Here is a 15,103-nt window from a genome sequence, read left to right as displayed (position 1 = left end):
ATCTGTGAGGCTGCTAGAGTATGGCATAACTGCTGGATACGACTTTTGCCGTCACTTTACTTCAACACAGTAAAAGATGTCAAATGGGTTCTATATAAATCAATATTAAAATCGATTGATCTATTATGCCAACGCTCTTTTTGAAAATCTTGATAAATGATTAATCGTAATAATTCTCCCATAGTATCATTAAGATAATCTGAACCCAGCCAATAATAAGCTAACTCATATGCAATTTTTATAATTGCACGTTTATAAAAAATTGTATCTATTTTCAATTGTTTATGTAGAAGAGGTCGTTCACTACTAATAGGTTGAGCATTTAAAATTTGCTTTTCTTGTTCTTCAGATAATAAAGTTAAACCCTTTCTTTTTAATTTTGTGTTGGTAATATCTAGGGCTTGCTGATTAAAGCTGAAACCCTTGTACAAATATTAATTGAGGTCGCCTTGTCGGTAAAAAGTGCAAGAAAATCAGGTAAAATAGCTCAAAACCCTAACATCAGTATAGAAAATGTATAGGAAAATTGAGACCCTACCTACCCCAATAGAAAAGTTTGAACTGCCATTTGAGGGGCAATTAGCAGAGGATAATAGATGGGTCATAATGGCTAATTTAATTCCGTGGTCAGAATTTGAAGACGAATATGCCAAACAATTCACTCTGGAAATGGGGGCACCAGCAAAATCCTTTCGGACAGCAATAGGAGCTTTAATAATCAAGGAAAGATTGGGACTCAGTGATAGAGAGACAGTAGAACAAATCAGAGAAAATCCTTATTTACAGTACTTTATAGGGTTGAACAAGTATAGTAACGAAGCACCATTTGAAGCATCAATGCTCGTTCATTTTAGACAAAGAATAGATATTGGATTAGTGAATAGAATGAATCGAAGTATGGTCAAAAATAGTCGAGAGGAAGAAAGTGAAGAAGCAACTGAAAAAAAGTTATTAACAATGGAGGAGGAGAAGAAGAAAGAAATGAAGAAATAAATCAAGGAAAATTAAAATTAGATGCAACCTGTATACCAGCAGATATTAAATATCCAACAGATTTAGGATTATTGAACGAAGCGAGAGAGCAAACCGAAGAAATAATAGATATTCTGTATGAAGAATTGGATGACAACGAAAATAAAAAACCCAGAACTTATAGAAATACAGCGAGAAAAGAATATCTAGACGTAGCAAAAAAACGACGACCATCGAAAAAACAAAGAAGAAAATCTTTAAAAAAACAACTACAATATCTGAAAAGAAACCTAGTACATATAGATAGCCTATTAGCCCTTGGAGCCAAGCTGGAGTGGCTGAGTGCCCAAAAATATAAAATACTATTAGTTGTAAATGAAGTATATCGGCAACAGTTATTCATGTATGAGAATAATCTTTCTCGTGTTGACGATAGAATAGTCAGTTTAACACAACCTCATGTCCGTCCAATCATTAGAGGGAAAGCTGGCTCATCAGTAGAATTTGGAGCCAAATTATCAGCTAGTTGTTATGAAGGTTATGTATTTTTAGATCGAATTAGTTGGGATAATTTTAATGAATCAAGCGACTTAAAAGCGCAAGTAGAAGCTTTTAGGATAGCAACAGGACACTACCCAGAATCTGTGCATGTAGACCAGATTTATCGAACCAAAGACAATAGAAAATGGTGCAAAGAAAGAGGAATCAGAATTAGTGGTATACCATTAGGACGACCACCCAAGAATATCAGTAAAGAGACAAAAAAACAGACACAATTAGACGAGAGAGAGCGTAATTGTATTGAAGGGAAATTTGGAGAGGCTAAAAGAAGATATAATCTCGACCGACTAATGACCAAACTTTCTAATACTTCTGAAACAGCCATTGCTATAACTTTTCTAGTCATGAATCTTTCCGCATTACTGCGGCGGATAATTATGACTTTTTTTTGTATCTATTTTAGAAAATACTGTGTTTTTCCTATTTTTAGATTGGAATGATTAGAAAATATTATATTCACTCAAATTGGTTCATATAATGAATTATATTTTCACTTACAAGCATTGTTAACTGATTCTTGATCTGGCTTAAATACGACTTTTTCAGCAAGCCCTATCTATTAGTTTCCTTCTGTCTGCTTCATCACCTGGCTTTGTACAAACTTCTATATGAATATTTAATGCCCCATCATCTTCAAATTCAATATCAACTTTTGAAGAAACCTGTTGTAGTTCTTTAGGATTACCAGAATTATCAAATATATATCTAATTTTTTCTTGAGTACCAGCGATATAAGATTCGTAAAGCGGATTAGGAATTTTTCCTGATTTTCCAGGAATTTTTAAAGCCAGACGAATTAGTTGTACAAACTCATGGTTAGTAAGCTTTGAATCTATTGAGGAACCAAGGATATCATTACATATTTTACAAACACAATCTAAAGTAATATTTCCTCCTATACTATCAGGAAATATATGTTCTTTACTAAAATTAGTAGCAGACTTATTTTCTTTACAAATAATACATTGCATAATTTTTGCTAATAAAATTGAATATAAATTTCTATGAACTTGACACTTGGTGACACCAACTATAAAACTGCCGAAATTTTACAAAGCATAATCTAGTCTATACCCGTATTTCTCACAAGCCCTGCACCTGCAATCACATTTGCCATAACCTTTACCAAAAGAACGTTTCAGACTTTTTTGATGGTTGAAAGTTTTGATCAAGCATGAAAAGTCTAAATCTAGGTTTTATAAGGCTTTGAAAAATCTGGTGAGAAATTCGGGTATATTTATTTCCTAATACCATCAGATATAAAGATTAACTTAAAGTCAAGTCCTCTGGTGTATTGCAGTTAAACAGCATTTTGGGTTCTGATAAAGGCAAAACTTCTACCGGATATTGCCGCAGCCATTGCTGAAACGATCGCCCCCCTTGATTGATAAACTCTAAAAGTTGGGGCAAACAGCGACGGCGATAAAAACCACACAGAGGTTCCCAGCCTTTAGGATGATGAGCTAAAGCTGCGATCGCATTATCCCCCACACTATCAAGTCTACTTACCCAATCTTGCAACACCTCAACCCGCAACCTCGGTAAATCGCAAGCTAGCAACATCACCCATTCTGTCTGCACTTCGGCTAGTCCTTGGGCAAAACCAACTAAAGGCCCGTGAGCTATAGAATCTCCAGATAAAGGTACTTCTCGGATAAATTGGCAACCAGGTAAAAGCAAATCTTGATAGCGTTCTGGCCAGGGAGTGATTATATAAACAGTATCGGTACAGCTTTGAGCGATCGCACAAACTCGCTGTAACAAAGGTATTCCTTCAATGGGAATCAAGGCTTTATCTTGACCCATGCGATAACTTTTACCGCCAGCTAAAACAATTGCGGTTAATTTGCTACATGAGTTAATAGTCATTCGTCAAAAAAATAGAGAGTAAAAAACGAGTCAAAAGTCAAACTAGATTAACCCCTGACACTGAAAGTAGAATAAATTTATCTTCCCTTAAACCCCATCATGGCTATCCAAGAACTCGAACAACAACTCCTTCAGCTTTCCCCCAACGATAAACTGTACATCATTCAACTCCTTGCCCAAAGCCTGACCACACAAAACAACACCCAACCAGATCAACCAAGTAAACTCTCAGAGTTTTTCCGTCAATCCCCCCTAGCTGAACTCACCGAAGAACTAGATATTGATCGAGAGCGCAGCCTCGCCCGCGATGCCTTCACTCCATGAATTACCTCCTTGATACCTGCCTGATTTCCGAACTTTTTGCCAAACAACCAAATCAACAAGTTGTAGATTGGCTAGATGCCCAAGTGCCTGAAACGCTTTACCTGAGCGTCATCACAATTGGCGAAATCGCTAAAGGCATCAGCAAAATTACTGCATCTAAGCGGAAAGAATTTTTAACAACTTGGCTGAATGAAACCCTACCCAATCGTTTTCAACAAAAAATTTTAAGTATAGATGTCTCAACAATGGTGTTGTGGGGAAATTTAGTCGGGCAACTAGAACAGAATGGGCGACCTCTACCTGTCATGGATTCTCTGATTGCAGCGATTGCAATTCATAACTCTTTATCACTTGTCACCCGTAACGAAAAAGATTTTGCTGGGACAGGGGTTGTAATGGTTAATCCTTGGTCTGTTTAGGCATCATCACTATACGGAGTCAAATGAGCAACCGCGCAGAAAGTTGCGATCAGGACTGTATGACCTGCTGGTAACATTCTAGTTGGGAGAAATAAAACTATTTCACGCCCTCACCTGACTTTTCTCCACTTGCTGCAATAAATGCTCTACACTTTCGGCTGGTGCAAGACACTTCAAACCTTGGCAAACTAACCCAACGCTTCCCTCTGGTAAATCAGATGTTAGGGCAAATACAGATGCTGGTAGAAACTTGGGGATCAGCGAGTTTATCTGCTCAGTGGTGCTGCGAATCAAGGTAGAATTCCGATACCAATCCAAAGCTGTAAATAAGCTGGGACAAGCTTGTGGAGCGCGATGCATCACACTTTTAAAAGCTTTCAAACCAAGTTCTGCTAAATCCAAATAATCTAGATTATCAGTGAGTAGAGCGAGACGAACAAGATTAGCGATCGCAATTCCATTGGCTGAAGGTGTCGCATTATCTGTGTAACTCCGCTCTCTGACAATTAAATCTTGACTATAATCGCTTGATGTGTTATTGTAACCACCTAATTCCACACTCCAGAGAAATTCATTAAATTCATCTTGGATAGCGATCGCTTTTTCTAACCATTGCTGATGCTCAGGGTTGGAAGCTTGTAAATCTAGCAGAGCTTTAATAAACAAAGCGTAATCTTCAGATTGAGCTAAAACGGTTGGTTCACCTTGATAATTGAGTCGCTGAAAACGCCCATCGACAAACTGATTTTCCAAGATAAAATTCGCGGCTCGTGCTGCTAATTCCAGATATGATGGTTCTTGGAAAACGCCAGCAGCTTTAGCTAGTCCAGAAATCATCAAGCTATTCCAAGCGACAATCATCTTCGTATCTGTCACCGAGGGAATGCGACCTGGCCAATTAGTGGTTTTTGCTTCCTGGTTGTTACGAGCCGGGGGAAAAGTTTCTAAAGACTCAGAATCAACGCCATAGCGAACAATAAACAGCTTACTCAGTGCGGTTTCTAGCGTTGCACTCAGCTTACCCGAATTCCTTCTTTGTAAAACATTGCGTCCTTCAAAGTTACCGTTAGGGGTAACAGTAAATTGCTGTTGCAATTCCGTTAATTCTTCAGGTGTTAACAGTTGCTGTACTTCGCTGTAACTCCAAACATAAAAAGCTCCTTCTTCTGGTTCTACAGCCGTGGCTTGGGTGAAGCTGTCGGCATCTTGAGAAGCATAGAAGTAACCTTCGGGTGCGGTCATTTCCCGCTTTAGCCATTCTACAGTACCAGCGATCGCTCTTTCAAACGCTGGTTCTTGTATTCCTGCACTCCATAAATTTCCTAGATACTCCACAATCTGCCCATTGTCATAGAGCATCTTTTCAAAATGCGGTACTGTCCAAGTTGGGTCAACAGTATAGCGATGAAAACCACCAGCTACATGGTCATAAATCCCTCCCAGCGCTAAGTCTAGTCCTCGCTGGGTACAAACTTGTTTGCCATCATAGCGAGATTCAAAATTAAATCGAGTTCCCCGCAGTGCTAATTCTGTGTAGGGGATCATCGGAAAGCTATTGCCAGATTGATTAGGAGTTATTACACCTGTGCTAGTTTCCCAACCTTGGCGAAGTAATTCCCGATCTTCAAGCTCAGTTATTGTACCGTCTTCCAATACCGCAGACGTGAGCAGAGACTCAATAATTAAGGCTTTGCGTTGCTGTAATTCTACTTTTTCGGTGTCGTAATAACGGCGAAGAGCTTGCAACACCTGCAAAAATCCGGGACGACCATAGCGCGGGTCTACAGGAAAATAAGTCCCAGCGTAGAATGGCACTAAATCTTCTGGGGAAAGAAAAATATTTAAAGGCCAACCCCCTTGACCGCTCATCATCTGCAAAGCTTGCATATAGATGCTATCGAGGTCAGGTCTTTCTTCCCTGTCTACTTTGATGGGAAGATAATTGGTATTCATGAAGTGGGCGATCGCAATATCAGAAAAAGCCTCGCCTTCCATGACAGTACACCAGTGGCAACTAGAGTAGCCAATGGAGAGAAAAATCGGTTTATTTTGCGCTCTTGCAGTTGCAAGTGCTTCGTCACACCAAGGCCACCAATCAATGGGGTTTTCGGCGTGTTTGCGGAGATAGAGGCTCTTAGCTTCAGCAAGGCGATTAGTCATGATCAAATGCAAATTAGTTGCCTTATTTGCTCAGTCTACCTTGTTCCCAAGAGTGTTGGCCTCGACAGGTATGTATATGTAAGATAATCCTACAAGCGAGTTACTCCTTGGGTAGGAGGTGCTAGTTTATGTCATTGATATCGCCGACACCTGTATAAGTTGTGAAATATTTTTACTGAAAAGATCGCAATAGCAAACTAACAATATTTGGTGGTGTTTCTCGCACAGGTGATGCTGTCTTTGACTGAATTAAAGTATTTGGGCTAAGTCCTGCTATCAAATGGAGCAAGAAGGTGATGATGGCGGCTTGTATAAGTTTTTCCAGCATGGCACGTCTCTTGTGAGTGGATAGCATTTCAATTAGGACTGGTTATTCTGAATACACCTCGTACTATCGATTTACCGAATCTAACAAAAATAACTTGATAATTGCTGAGGGAAATCCTAAAAAAATGTTTAAAATGTTACTGAAAGCTAACACAATTCCCTAAGCAAGTTGGATTTCGGTTATCGGTTTAATGAGTACATCGCCAAAGTTATCCAGCAAAGGCCGAGATTATGAGATTGGCGATAATTGGAGTTTTTTGATTTGTTTTCCCGACATGGGATATTCTCTTAGACGCTTTTTCCGGCTAAAAAGTGCCTTTAGAGGTTAAGAAAGAGGCAAAGAAGCAAAGAAAAAGGATAAAAGTTTAAGTTATCTGCTTGAGAACAGTAGAGATCAACCCCAGTTTTGTGCTGTCACCGATAAAATGTATTTAAAGTAGCCACAAACACGCTTCCATGATTCCTATCGTTATTGAACAATCGGGTCGAGGTGAACGCGCCTTTGACATCTACTCACGGCTGTTGCGTGAGCGCATCATCTTTTTGGGACAACAAGTTGACAACAACATTGCTAACTTGATTGTTGCCCAACTGCTGTACTTGGATGCTGAAGACCCGGAGAAGGACATTTATATGTACATCAATTCTCCCGGTGGTTCAGTGACGGCTGGTATGGGCATTTTTGACACTATGAAGCACATTCGCCCTGATGTCTGTACAATTTGTACCGGATTGGCGGCGAGTATGGGCGCTTTCCTCCTCAGCGCTGGTGCTAAGGGTAAGCGGATGAGCTTACCCCATTCTCGGATTATGATTCATCAACCTCTCGGTGGCGCTCAAGGACAGGCGACTGATATTGAAATTCAGGCGCGGGAAATTTTGTACCATAAGAAGCGGCTAAATGACTATTTAGCTGACCATACAGGTCAACCAATTGAGCGCATTGCTGAAGATACTGAACGTGACTTTTTCATGTCACCAGAGGAAGCCAGAGATTATGGTTTGATTGACCAAGTGATTGACCGCCACGCTGCTGGTAGTCGTCCAGCAGTTGCTGCTGTTAATTAATACTCACGATTGGTGATTTACCACTTTTAATTCCCTTAAAGCTCAAAAATAACCCCTCTTCACTTATGAAGAGGGGTTATTTTTGGAATGGGTGGACTGCTCAACTATTTAGGAATGAGAATTAAATAATATACAATTTATATCCCTGGTTTACCTCATCCTCAATCCAATACAGTTCGGTTAAGGTTTTTTGATAAAAATTTTAGATCGCTAAAGATTCGATAAATCATCACAAAGACGCGATAAATCGCCGTCTCTACAATAATCGGGCTTTTGTCTTGACGGCGATTCATCGCGTCTTTTGCCTTAACCCAACCATGACTAATATACTAATGACAAATCAAAATCCCGCTATTGGGTCTGGCTGAAATTGCAGGTATTTGAGAAATCCATCTAATTCTTCTTCAGTTAGCAAAGTACGTCCCCGTTTACCGTAGGTTTTAATCAGATGCTCCCGTCCCTGTTCTGGTGTCCAGTTTAAACGCTGAAGTTCGACATCTGTTTTTGCAATCACATCCGATAAATCCACGGGTTCAGCTTTCTTCTTTCTCTTTCCTGTCACTGACGGAGGGACTACATCCTCTTTCATCCAACATAATTGTTCGATTTCAGCATTAATTTCCCCCTGCTGTTGTGTCCAACATAACTGTTCGGTGTCAACATCAATTTTGGCAGTCACAACTTCATCTAACGGTTGAGATTCAAGGTATTGAAGGAATTCTAGTAATTCTACTTCTGTCAGTAAAGTACGCGATCGCTTCCCATAATTTTTTTTGAGATGCTCCCGTCCCCGGTCTGTTGTCCAGCCTAGTCGCTGCATCTCAACATCTGTTTGAGCAATTACTTCAGCAAAATTCCCAGGTTCCATAGCTTCATTACTGTTTCAATAGCCTACGTTATGAGTCATTAGCCCTTACAAATGACTAATGACTAATGACCAATGACTAATCAAAATCCCGCTATTGGGTCAGGCTCAGATTGAAGGAATTTGAGGAATCCGTGTAATTCTTCTTCAGTGAGCAAAGTTCTACCCCGCTTACCGTAGGTTTTAATCAAATGCTCCCGTCCCTGATCTGGTGTCCAGCCTAAACGCTGAAGTTCTACATCTGTTTTAGCAATGACATCTGATAAATCCACGGGTTCAGCTTTCTTCTTTCTCTTCCCTGTCACAGATGGGGTAGTTACATCCTCTTGAGGCGTGTAACTCCGGGGTGTAAATGGTGTGACATTATTAGCAGAAATTGGTGGAAATGTTTGATTTTCTACCTGGTTATCAAAAGTTATTTCTAATTTTTCAACTGGAGGATCGAATTCTAGCTCTCGGTTGGTAGTCACAGGAAAGTTTTGACCTAAATCCTGGCTATAGGTATCGCTGAGTAGAGGTGCAGCATTGCTGTACTCATACTGTTCATTATTGTTTGTTATTACTTCTGGTTTGATGTTGCGGACTTTAGAGGGCGCGATAGATATTTCTTTGTCGCTGACCCCTGGCCATTGACTACCAACAGAATCCCCCTCTTTTGTAGAAGCATAAGTAAACTCACTCAATCCAGCTTTGGTATTCAAAGAAGGATTTACCTGTGCTGGGGAAATTGGATTTGAGCTAAATGCCACTGATTCGGGTGGTGCATTTGTAATACCCAAAACTATCAACGCCCTAGTTCTGGCTTGGTCTTCTGCGGCTTCTACTGTTTCTGCTGCTGCCATACCCGTCGCACGGGTTACACCTTCAATCTGCACGCTTGCCCGAACAATATATTTTCCTTGAAAAATTTGCACTAATTCAGAAATCAGGCTGCCGTTGGGATACAAGCTCTGGAATTGAGCCAACATAATACTGCTACCAATTTAAATCTTTTGGGGACTTGGGATCGGGGACTTGGGACTGGGAAGGAATTATTTTAATCCTAAATACCCAATCCCCAGTCCCTTTTTATGCTTTGTCCCGTGTCCCAATTGTAGCAGTAGCTGTTTTTTGACGAAACTTTTGGCTAGTGCTAACTTGTCTGGGTAGTCTTGCTTGCAATGCTATACTGATTACCCAACTAGATATCTAGAACTATTTTCTGGAAGTGCGCTCTAAATCTACAATAATGGAGATAAGGTTCGCCCTCACTGCTTATTAAGCTGCTGACCTAATTGTTACCGATTCTACATGTGGGAAAATTGGGTTCACCGGCAGTTCCTCCTAGTTAAAAATCAGATTCTAATGGCGTAAAATTACCTTCACTCTAGACAATCAAACACCTGTAGTTTCCATGCCACTTGACGGCAGTGGCTCCCCTGCATAGCGCTTTTGGGTAGTATGGATTATCTAAAACCCAACTTCTCAAAAACCCGTCGCGTAATTAACTAGCGGGGCTAAATCTTAAACAGGCGTGCAATCTTAAGTTTGGCTAGGTGAAGGAACTTGAACGCAGACGAATTCTGAGAGCATCGTGCAGTGAGAAGTTCGTAGATGCCCAGAGTTGTCCGTGGGTAGGCTTCCTTTGCTCGGAACTGCCGGAGTAGTTTCCTACTCTTGTCAGGTTGGGCTTCCTTTCATTAGAACTTAGGAAGCTTTGCCTCGGGGCAATTCGTTTCCAGCTTGTTTCTGTAAGCCGTGAGGGTATACAGGAATGAACCAGATTAAACAACAAATGATTTTTTGACCAAAGGTCGGTTCACTGCATGGAATTTTCAATCGCTACACTCCTTGCCAATTTCACCGATGATAAATTGGTAGCTCGGAAGGTTTTAGAAAAGAAACTTGGCTGTGAAGATGAAAAAAGCTTACAAAAACTTCACATTGCTTTAGATGTTCTTGAAAAAATCGGTATTTTAGTGAAAGAACGGGGCAAGTATCGCCGCGTTTCAGAAGAGGGAATAATCGAGGCAAAACTCCGTTGTTCTAGTAAAGGCTTTTGCTTTGCTATTCAAGATGTGGAAGGAGCCGAGGATATTTACATCCGCGAAAGTCATTTGAGTAATGCTTGGAATGGCGATCGCGTTTTGGTAAGAGTTCTCAAGGAAGGCAGCCGTCGCCGCTCTCCTGAAGGGGAGGTGAAGCTAATTCTCGAACGCTCTAACCATACTTTATTGGCACGAATTAAGCAGGTGGAAACTGGTTTCCGGGCTGTGCCTTTAGATGACCGATTACTGTTTGAACTCAAGATCCAACCTAACGAGGCAAAGTTAGAAGAAGCGATCGATCACCTGGTTCATGTGGAAGTTTTGCGTTACCCATTGGCACAATATCCTCCCCTTGGTCGAGTAGTGCAAATCCTCGGTAGCGATGCCGAAGCTGCTGCTGATATAGATTTAGTTACCTGCAAACACGACCTTTCCCGGACTTTTCCCGATCATGTTTTAGAAGCCGCCGCTAAGTTGCCTAAAAAGCTACTCAAAGCAGACCTGAAAAATCGGCTAGATTTGCGTAATTTGTTTACTCTCACCATTGAAGGGGTAAATGGCAACACCAAAATTATAGAAAACGCTTTTAGTTTAGAAAAAAACTTAGCCGGAAATTGGCTTTTAGGCGTTCATATCACCGATGTTTCTCACTATGTGCAACCTGACGAAGCCTTAGATAGAGAAGCACTCAAACGCGGTAAGTCAGTGTATTTGGGAGAATTGGTGTTACCAATTTTGCCTCCAGTTGTAGCAGAACGCTGTTCTTTAGTACCTGGGAGCGATCGCTTAACCATCTCTTTCTTAATTACCATTGATCCCCAATCGGGAGAAGTGCTGGAGTGGGAAATTCAATCCAGTGTCATCAACGTCGAGACTGCATTGAGTACAGAACAAGCCCAAGCAATTCTCACAGGTGAAGCGCAAGATAAATCATCACAGGTCGTCCAAATACTGCAAGACCTCCAAGCCTTGCAAACAGCCGTCAAACAGGTACGATTGAATCGTGGTAGTCTCCAGTTGAATCTGCCGCCCAGCCAAAACGCCTACTATGATGAAGGGATTCTCGGCGCTGTGGTGGTGAATGATTTACCAGTGCGATCGCTACTCACAGAGTTGGTACTGTTAGTTAATCAACTGGTAGCAACTCACTTAAATGCTCTTGGTGTTCCTGCTATCTGGCGAGTCCAAGGCACACCCGATGTTGAAGATGTCCAGGAAATGCTGAAATTGGCAGTCAATTTAGGCGTTGATCTCACATTAGATCCAGAAGTCGATATCCAACCTTTAGATTATCAACATTTGACCACAGCTTTTGCGGAATCTCCCTCTGAGCAAGTTCTGACTTACTTATTGCAAGATACCCTCAAGCCGTCGGCATACAGCACTACTAAAGGATCTCACTTTGGTCTGGCATTACCACAATATGTCCACTTTAGTGCCCCATTGCGGCGTTACCCAGATTTGCTGATGCAGAGAGTGTATTACACCCTACTCGAAAACGGACGCGATCGCCGCAATACCCGTGTGAGAGAGCGGGTTAACCTGCGCCACTCCTCCAGCCACGAGGAAATTAACTGGAACGTTTTACCCCCAGAATTGCAACAAGAACTGCAAAGCGATTTGACTAGGGTAATTGTCCAACTCAACGACCGAGAAAAAGAAGTCCAAGAAGCTGAAGCCGATTTAGCTGGACTGCAAAAAGCCCAACTGATGAAGCAACGCATCGGCCAGGTATTTCAAGGTGTGATTACCGGCGTTCAATCCTACGGTTTCTTTGTGGAAATTGAAGTCCCAGCCGCCGAGGTGGAGTCCAGCAGTAATCCTGGTGTGCCTTTGAGGGTAGAAGGGTTGGTACACGTCAGTTCTCTCAAAGATGATTGGTATGAATATCGCGCCAGACAGCAGGCACTGTTTGGTCGCAAAAATCGCGCTTCTTATAGATTAGGCGATCGCGTCGCCGTCCAAGTTAAGAGTGTCGATTACTACCGTCAACAAATTGATTTGGTAACAGTCGGCAGCGATGGTGTACCCAAAGGTCTAACTGGTAATGGCTCTCACGAAGAGCTTTCAGACTTATACTTACCAAATGACATGGAGCCTGATGACCTAGACCCTTACTCCGAGGATGAGTAAAATTAATTAAAAGCTACGTGTCAAATAACACTAAACCTCTAATTTTAGGCGTATCGGGCGCATCTGGTCTGATTTACGCTGTTCGCGCGATCAAATTTTTGCTAGAAGCGGATTATAGTATTGAATTGATTGCCTCTAAATCTACTTACATGGTTTGGCAGTCAGAACAGGAAATTCGGATGCCACCAGAACCAACCGCACAAGAGCAATTTTGGCGAGAGCAAGCTGGAGTTGCCCTTTCGGGTAAACTCCGCTGCCATCCTTGGGGTGATGTTGGAGCCGGGATTGCCAGTGGTTCCTTTGCGACTCTGGGGATGATAATTATTCCATGCAGCATGAGTACAGTGGCAAAGCTAGCGGTTGGCTTGAGTTCCGATTTACTAGAACGGGCAGCAGATGTCCAACTTAAAGAAGGGCGAAAACTGGTCATTGTTCCTCGTGAAACGCCTTTTAGCCTCATCCACCTGCGTAACTTAACCTCTCTAGCTGAAGTTGGAGTGAGAATTGTCCCCGCTATTCCCGCCTGGTATCATAATCCTCAAAGCATCGAGGATTTAGTTGATTTTGTAGTTGCCCGTGCTTTAGATCAACTAGATATTGACTGCATCCCAATTCAGAGGTGGGAAGGCCGTCGCTAATGCCCTCAGTGGACTCATCGGAAATTTCACAATAGTCCTAAAAGGGTAATGATAGAGATGGCTGATAGTGTCAGTAGGTAAGCGAACAGTAATTAGTGAAGAATAATCAGACTGATAACTGACAACTGACCACTGACAACTACCCACTGACAACTGACAACTGACAAAATTGCTATGGCTGTAATTCGCTTAATTCTATTAGTGGCAGTACTGGGAGGACTAACGCTGTTGTTAGTCCAAAATTTCTCACCTGCCCTATCGCTAGTATTTTTGGGCGTGCGAACTCAACCATTACCACTAGCGATATGGATTTTGTTCAGTACTGCCACAGGTGCTTTCACATCTATATTGATTGCTACCTTGTTTAACTTATCGAATTATTTTGTGGCAGGACAACGCCAAACACCTGAACGCCGACGCACAACTTCAGCGCGGGCAAAGGCAACCCAGAGAGAAGAATTTACATCTCGCCCTGCCAGTCCACCACCAGCTAGTAAAAAAGAAGAGCCTACTAGCAGTGAGGTATTTGATGATTGGGAGACAAATGGCAATAGAGATGATGATTGGAACTTTGATGAAAAATCAGAGGAAGTGCCTACCCGTAATCCTCAACCTGAACCTGCTAGAGACTCTAAGACTTACGAACGTCAATCAGAAGCCAAAAGCAGTTCTCAGTCTGGTTCAGTTTACTCCTACAGCTACCGCGAGCCAAAAAATACACCTGTGGGAAAAACTGAATCGGTTTATGATGCCGATTATCGTGTAATCGTCCCCCCTTATCAGCCGCCGACTACCAATCAAGCCGATGATGATGATTGGGAATTTTTTGATGATGATGAGGATTTTGAGGATGATGATAAACGCTCCCGTCGGTGAGGATGTAGCGTCTTACGTCTCTATTTGATGCCACACCGCTCCCTAGACTCCTGCTTGACCTTACCAGTCATGGCAGCTTCTTGCAAAGTCATGAAAGCATTAAAATCTTCCAAGTCATATCGGGTAGTCAACAATTGTCGTAGTTGATTTTCAGCTTCCACTGTCAAATAGCCAGTTGCTAAAGCTTTTTGTACTACGTCACGAATTCGATTCATGGTTGACGCCTCATTCATCATATATTTATTCATTCAGGCTTATTGGGGTGAAATATGCAGTAGTTTTTGTGCCAAAACTTCTTTATTTACAAATATTTTTGAGCGATCGCTTCATATCAGTCATTATTTACACCTCTATCGAAACCATTTAATTGAAATAGCTAGTTATAACTAGATTTTTAGACTAATGATGCCGTGCTATTGAAAACACAGTATTGTGTATACTTAAAATTATCCACCAGAGTGAAAATTCGGATTATTTAGATAGACAGAAATTGTTTCGATAAAGTTTCAAACAAGCTATATTAATTTTTTCGTTAAGCATAGTGATTAATATACGGCAATTACCAGGTTACATCAGGATATTTGCTACATCCCTAAAAAATTCATCGTTGATTCTTTATAGTAATTTCACGGAATATTTGTCAAATCTGTATGAATCCAGCAATTCCCATTATGAGAATAGTTATGAATAGATTGAGAGCGAAACTAACGGATGAAACATGGTAAACGTTGAGAATTCTGCTGAATGATGAATTTAAAATAGGGCTGGATATTTAAAACAAATTTTCAGACACAACGCTATACCGTGTAATACACGGAATTGTGAATATTATCAAAAGCTTGATGAATTTTCAGCTTGTGTTGG

At 41.3% G+C, this 15,103-nt stretch carries 14 protein-coding genes and 2 pseudogenes; 7 read left to right on the top strand and 9 right to left on the bottom strand.

Features of this window, described 5'->3' with window-relative positions:
• Nucleotides 1-56: 56 nt before the first annotated feature.
• Entirely contained in the window at nt 57-431 is a 375-nt protein-coding gene (locus tag V7K55_RS02790) for a hypothetical protein (protein ID WP_334827959.1), read from the bottom strand.
• A gap of 82 nt (nt 432-513) precedes the next feature.
• Between V7K55_RS02790 and V7K55_RS02785 the strand changes: the two are divergent.
• Nucleotides 514-1,973 (top strand): annotated as a pseudogene (locus V7K55_RS02785) (IS5 family transposase).
• 102 nt (nt 1,974-2,075) lie between these two features.
• Here V7K55_RS02785 and V7K55_RS02780 read toward each other — a convergent pair.
• Entirely contained in the window at nt 2,076-2,504 is a 429-nt protein-coding gene (locus V7K55_RS02780) for an HNH endonuclease (protein ID WP_334827956.1), read from the bottom strand.
• Nucleotides 2,505-2,799: 295 nt separating this feature from the next.
• The gene (locus tag V7K55_RS02775; protein WP_334827954.1) at nt 2,800-3,402 is read right to left on the bottom strand and encodes a molybdenum cofactor guanylyltransferase; all 603 of its coding nucleotides are present in this window, start codon (nt 3,400-3,402) and stop codon (nt 2,800-2,802) included.
• A gap of 99 nt (nt 3,403-3,501) precedes the next feature.
• Here V7K55_RS02775 and V7K55_RS02770 point away from each other — a divergent pair, with 99 nt between their 5' ends.
• Nucleotides 3,502-3,726 (top strand): hypothetical protein, encoded by a 225-nt coding sequence (locus V7K55_RS02770; protein ID WP_334827952.1) that lies wholly within the window; start codon nt 3,502-3,504, stop codon nt 3,724-3,726.
• Complete coding sequence (locus tag V7K55_RS02765; RefSeq protein ID WP_334827950.1) at nt 3,723-4,145, top strand: type II toxin-antitoxin system VapC family toxin; 423 nt, start codon at nt 3,723-3,725, stop codon at nt 4,143-4,145. The genes V7K55_RS02770 and V7K55_RS02765 overlap by 4 nt, the downstream gene beginning before the upstream one ends.
• Nucleotides 4,146-4,247: 102 nt before the next feature.
• On the opposite strand, the gene V7K55_RS02760 is transcribed toward V7K55_RS02765, so the two are convergent.
• Both V7K55_RS02760 and V7K55_RS02755 read right to left on the bottom strand, forming a co-directional pair.
• Nucleotides 4,248-6,305 (bottom strand): thioredoxin domain-containing protein, encoded by a 2,058-nt coding sequence (locus V7K55_RS02760; RefSeq protein ID WP_334827948.1) that lies wholly within the window; start codon nt 6,303-6,305, stop codon nt 4,248-4,250.
• Nucleotides 6,306-6,477: 172 nt separating this feature from the next.
• The gene (locus tag V7K55_RS02755; protein WP_334827946.1) at nt 6,478-6,633 is read right to left on the bottom strand and encodes a hypothetical protein; all 156 of its coding nucleotides are present in this window, start codon (nt 6,631-6,633) and stop codon (nt 6,478-6,480) included.
• 455 nt (nt 6,634-7,088) lie between these two features.
• Between V7K55_RS02755 and clpP the strand changes: the two genes are divergently transcribed.
• Nucleotides 7,089-7,700 carry an ATP-dependent Clp endopeptidase proteolytic subunit ClpP gene (gene clpP, locus V7K55_RS02750; RefSeq protein ID WP_334827944.1) on the top strand — a complete coding sequence of 204 codons (612 nt, stop codon included), beginning with the start codon at nt 7,089-7,091 and terminating at the stop codon, nt 7,698-7,700.
• Nucleotides 7,701-7,861: 161 nt separating this feature from the next.
• Here clpP and V7K55_RS02745 read toward each other — a convergent pair whose 3' ends face one another.
• The 3 genes and pseudogenes from V7K55_RS02745 to V7K55_RS02735 all read right to left on the bottom strand — a co-directional run bounded on the left by V7K55_RS02745 (nt 7,862) and on the right by V7K55_RS02735 (nt 9,533).
• Nucleotides 7,862-7,993 carry a hypothetical protein gene (locus tag V7K55_RS02745; RefSeq protein ID WP_334827942.1) on the bottom strand — a complete coding sequence of 44 codons (132 nt, stop codon included), beginning with the start codon at nt 7,991-7,993 and terminating at the stop codon, nt 7,862-7,864.
• Between the two features lie 47 nt (nt 7,994-8,040).
• A pseudogene (locus V7K55_RS02740) lies at nt 8,041-8,259 on the bottom strand (hypothetical protein); the annotation flags it as partial.
• Nucleotides 8,260-8,648: 389 nt separating this feature from the next.
• Entirely contained in the window at nt 8,649-9,533 is an 885-nt protein-coding gene (locus V7K55_RS02735; RefSeq protein ID WP_334827940.1) for a hypothetical protein, read from the bottom strand.
• A gap of 837 nt (nt 9,534-10,370) precedes the next feature.
• Here V7K55_RS02735 and V7K55_RS02730 point away from each other — a divergent pair.
• The 3 genes from V7K55_RS02730 (at nt 10,371) to V7K55_RS02720 (ending at nt 14,239) form a co-directional block, all read left to right on the top strand.
• Complete coding sequence (locus V7K55_RS02730; RefSeq protein WP_334827938.1) at nt 10,371-12,725, top strand: ribonuclease R family protein; 2,355 nt, start codon at nt 10,371-10,373, stop codon at nt 12,723-12,725.
• 17 nt (nt 12,726-12,742) lie between these two features.
• Nucleotides 12,743-13,363, top strand: a complete 621-nt coding sequence (locus tag V7K55_RS02725) for a flavin prenyltransferase UbiX (RefSeq protein WP_334827936.1) — start codon at nt 12,743-12,745, stop codon at nt 13,361-13,363.
• A 174-nt stretch (nt 13,364-13,537) separates the two neighbouring features.
• On the top strand, nt 13,538-14,239 hold the full coding sequence (locus V7K55_RS02720; RefSeq protein WP_334827934.1) for a LapA family protein: 702 nt from the start codon (nt 13,538-13,540) through the stop codon (nt 14,237-14,239).
• Between the two features lie 20 nt (nt 14,240-14,259).
• On the opposite strand, the gene V7K55_RS02715 is transcribed toward V7K55_RS02720, so the two are convergent.
• On the bottom strand, nt 14,260-14,454 hold the full coding sequence (locus V7K55_RS02715; protein ID WP_190895038.1) for a hypothetical protein: 195 nt from the start codon (nt 14,452-14,454) through the stop codon (nt 14,260-14,262).
• Nucleotides 14,455-15,103 lie beyond the last annotated feature (649 nt).

The organism is Nostoc sp. (genome assembly GCF_036919895.1).
Lineage (GTDB): Bacteria > Cyanobacteriota > Cyanobacteriia > Cyanobacteriales > Nostocaceae > Nostoc.
The sequence above is the reverse complement of the archived record's forward strand: the minus strand, read 5'-3'. Positions and strand labels throughout refer to the sequence as shown.